This window comes from Faecousia sp., from assembly GCF_048519415.1.
GTDB lineage: Bacteria > Bacillota > Clostridia > Oscillospirales > Oscillospiraceae > JAZOXB01.
This window is the reverse complement of the sequence record NZ_DBFZUT010000017.1, coordinates 1-3659: the sequence shown is the minus strand read 5'-3', so window position 1 is coordinate 3659 and position 3659 is coordinate 1. Positions and strand designations below refer to the sequence as shown.

4 protein-coding genes are annotated in these 3659 nt (G+C 61.1%); all 4 read right to left on the bottom strand.

The features are described 5' to 3' along the window. Positions 1-304: 304 nt before the first annotated feature. The 4 genes from ACMKFF_RS02160 to rbsK all read right to left on the bottom strand — a co-directional run bounded on the left by ACMKFF_RS02160 (position 305) and on the right by rbsK (position 2739). The gene (locus tag ACMKFF_RS02160; protein WP_419495892.1) at positions 305-433 is read right to left on the bottom strand and encodes a helix-turn-helix transcriptional regulator; all 129 of its coding nucleotides are present in this window, start codon (positions 431-433) and stop codon (positions 305-307) included. A 112-nt stretch (positions 434-545) separates the two neighbouring features. Continuing rightward, a complete protein-coding gene (locus ACMKFF_RS02155; RefSeq protein WP_418487420.1) occupies positions 546-797 on the bottom strand; it encodes a heavy-metal-associated domain-containing protein in 252 nt (83 codons plus the stop codon). A 349-nt stretch (positions 798-1146) separates the two neighbouring features. After that, positions 1147-1758 carry an SIS domain-containing protein gene (locus ACMKFF_RS02150; protein WP_349135253.1) on the bottom strand — a complete coding sequence of 204 codons (612 nt, stop codon included), beginning with the start codon at positions 1756-1758 and terminating at the stop codon, positions 1147-1149. A gap of 3 nt (positions 1759-1761) precedes the next feature. Next, positions 1762-2739, bottom strand: coding sequence for a ribokinase (rbsK, locus tag ACMKFF_RS02145; RefSeq protein WP_367927798.1), 978 nt, complete (start codon positions 2737-2739; stop codon positions 1762-1764). Between the last annotated feature and the right edge of the window lie 920 nt (positions 2740-3659).

The window sequence follows — 3659 nt, the reverse complement described above, 5'->3', positions numbered from 1 at the left end:
GAAAACAGACCTGCGCTTGCGGCTCCACGCCACACAAGCACAGCCCTGTTTTCCTGCCGCTTCAAATGCCCTTGCCCTCCCCGGCGGCAACGGCATTTTCACGGCAACGCCGACAGAGCGTATAACACACTACACTTTGCTTCGCAAAGTTGTGTGCCAAATGGGGGCGTTGCCCCCTTTGGAAACCCCCACAAGAAAAGGCGGTACGCTACCCCTCCACGGGGCGCATACCGCCTTTTCTTGTTATCCAGCCCTCCGGCTGTATCGGTTGAGCAAAAGTCAGCGTGGGAATGGTGTGGTATCTTTATCTAAGTGAACCCCCGCACTCCCACTTGGAAATGGCCTGCGGCGTGACGGACAGCTCGGCGGCCAGCGCCTCCTGCGTCAGATTTCTGGCAATGCGAAGCTCGCGGATCTTTTTCCCGATCTCCATGTTCGTTTCCTCCGTTCAAAGTCGTGCAGCGCTGCGTTCTGGATACAGCATACCACACGCCGCGCAAAAAGGAAAGCGCCGCGGGAGCGGGAGCGCGCAACCGGCAGGCGAGTCAGCCGCGGTGGAACAGACCGCGCTTGACATAAGGCGCGCTCTGCACGGACACGAGCTTGTAGCCAGTCGGCTCGAGCGCGCGGCGCAGGGCATCCTCCGGGATCTCCTCGGCCGTGACGAGCACGGTCTCGCCCTTGCTGTGCGACGAGCTGACCTTCTTCAGCGGGAAGGCCGCGCGCAGCGTGTCGTTGACGTGGCTCTCGCACATGCCGCACTGCATACCGTCGATCTTCAATGTCATCTGTACCATAGAAATTGCCTCCATTTCAGGTTAGTATTCTCTAACCACCGTTTCAAAAAAAGCAGACCGTTTATGACCTGCTTCATTCTGCCGAAAAAGCCTCGCAGAGTTTGCGCTCGCAAGCGCAAAGAAAGTAGGAATCATTTTCTCCGGCGGCGTGTACGTCGGAGAAAATACCGCTCGGCTCGCAAACGTGCGGAGGGCGCGCCGCGCCCTTCGTGCGCTGCCACGAGCCGCAGCCCCTTTCAAACGAGAGCCCAGTGAAACGGGTCTCGTTTGAGAGCGTGTCAAAAATTCTTTTTTGACACGCTCTCTGACCTGCTTTTAGGATAGCACGGAGTCCCGCGCTTGTCAAGTCTCAGCGCTCATTCTCGCGCAGATGGCCGAGGCTTCCGCCCGGATGCCACTTGACATACTGCTGCGGCGTGACCTTGGCCTCGCTCTGCAGCAGGACGCTAAGGGCCTGCAGCACGAGCGTCTCGGCCAGGATGGAGGCGCGGGGCGCGCGGTCGAGCGGGCCGCCCTCGGCGTCCGCATGGGCCAGCAGATGGACCTCGCTCTGCTGCGCGAGCCACGAGGAAGCGTTGCCGCTCACGCCGATGACGGCGCAGCCGTTGTTCTTCACGGCGCTGACCGTCGCCTTCATCTCGGCGGTCTCGCCGCTGTTGGAGATAAAGATGACGACATCGCCCGGCACGAGCTGGCCGCAGGAGCCGTGCACGGCCTCGGTGCCATGCAGGAAATAGGCGGGCGTGCCTGTAGAGGAGAACAGCGAGGCCGCATAGCCCGCCAGATGCGCGGGCTTGCCGATGCCGGAGATGTGCAGGCGCTTGCCCGCCGCTTTGGCCGCGAGGATCAGCTCCGCCGCGCGCTCGAGCGCGGGATAGTCCATGTTGTCCAGCGTGGCGGCGACGTTCTCGCGCGCCGTGCGGGCGAATTTTTCATAATCGGCTTTCCAGGTACGTTCCATATCTCAGCCCTCCAGTCCGCTCACGCCGCCGGGCATGGTCGCGGCGACCTCGGCCAGCGTGGGAAGCGACGGCATCGCGCCGAGACGGGAGACCGTCAGGGCCGCCGTGTGGTTGGCAAAGCGCAGGGCGTCCTCGGAGGACAGGCCGCTGCAGACCGCCACGCAGAACGCGCCGACGAACGAATCGCCCGCTGCGGTCGGATCGATGGCCTTGACGCCGGGGACGGACGGACTGAGCACGAACCGGCCGTCCTCCACGAGGGCCGCACCGGCCGAGCCGATGGTGATGAGCAGCTTTTCCACGCCCTTTTCGCCGAGCTTCGCGGCGGCGGCGCGGACGGAGGCCTCGTCGACATGGCTGCCCTCGTGGCCGATGGCAACGCCGCTCAGGTCGCGGGCCTCGTGCTCATTCGGGGAGAGGTACGTCAGGCAGGCAAGCAGCTCCTCGGGCAGCGGGGCGCTGGGGGCCGGGTTCAGCATGACGGGGACGCCCTTGTCGTGGGCATATTTTGCAACGATCGTGTTGATCTCCATCGGGATCTCGAGCTGGAGCACGACGAGGTCAAATTCGGCGATGCGGTCCTTCAGGAAGGCGACGTCCTCCGGCGTGATGGTCATGTTCGCGCCGGGCACGACGAGGATGCGGTTCTCGGTGCCGCCGTTCGGCTGCTCCTCGAGGATGATGACGGAGCAGCCGGAGGCCGCGTTGTCATCATAAAGGATGCAGGACGTGTCGATCCCGGCCTCTTCGCAGGTGCGGCGCATCTCGTCGCCGTTCGCGTCGTGACCGAGCTTGCCGCACATCGTGACCTGCGCGCCGAGGCGGGCCATCTGCACGGCCTGATTGGCGCCCTTGCCGCCGGGAGCCTTGTTGAAGCGCTCGGCGAGGATCGTCTGGCCCTGACGCGGGAAGACGCGTGTCGTGACGATCTGGTCCATGACAAAGCTGCCGACGACCAGAATTTTCGGTTTCTTTCCCATTGTGTTTCTCCTTTTTGCGAGTCTCCTCTGCAGGCAGGGAGACGGATTTTCATTCACGCAGGCGGCGGACCACCCGTCAGCTTGTCAAAAAAGTCCCTTCGGGCCTTTTTCGCCAAGCTGCTTTCAGAATTGCAAAATCAATTTTTGCAGCATGATTTTGCAATTCTGCCGCTGCGGCGGGTTATTTAACGTGAAAGGACACCCTGACGGTTTCCTTTCACACTTTTCTTCCCTCCGAAACTTTTGGCTTGGCGGGTTTTCTTGCAGTCTGACGGGCTGCGGACCGCCCGTATCAGTATACAGCATAAGGTGCGCCGCCGTCAACCGGATGTTTTCGTTTGACGTAAGGCCTTCATGGCGCGTTGTAGGGGAGCGGCATGCCGCTCCCGGCGGAGCACTTGCAGTTCGTACAAGGTGTCGATAAAACGGTATGCACCGATTGCGTCTGTAGCGGCGTTCCCTGAGCGCCCTGCAGGCTGGCAATGATTGCAGCACGAATTTTATGGCGCAAGGGCTCCAAGTTTGTCATTCCGAGGAGCAAAGCGACGTGGGAATCTCGCAGTACAATGGTGAATAACAGGAATGCCTCGGCGAAAACGCAACCGGTTGCAGGAGATTGCCACGTCGGCCTTCGGCCTCCTCGCAATGACAATTTGGGGGCATTCACCATTTTAACAAGGCCCTGTTTGTATCGCCGGTGCAGTGCCGGGCCCGGCTGTCCCCTCCCCTACAACGCGCGGCCGGAAACTTTCCACTTTCCATTTTACACTTGTCCCATGCCGCTCCCCTAAATAATAAAGTATCAGGAAGCTCTGATTCAATCAGCAAGAGCGGACGGCGAGAGATTTTTTGGCAAGTCGAGGTATGGAAAACGCAGGAATACTTTGTGTACCCGCAAGGGGCATGCCGCATCCGTAAGG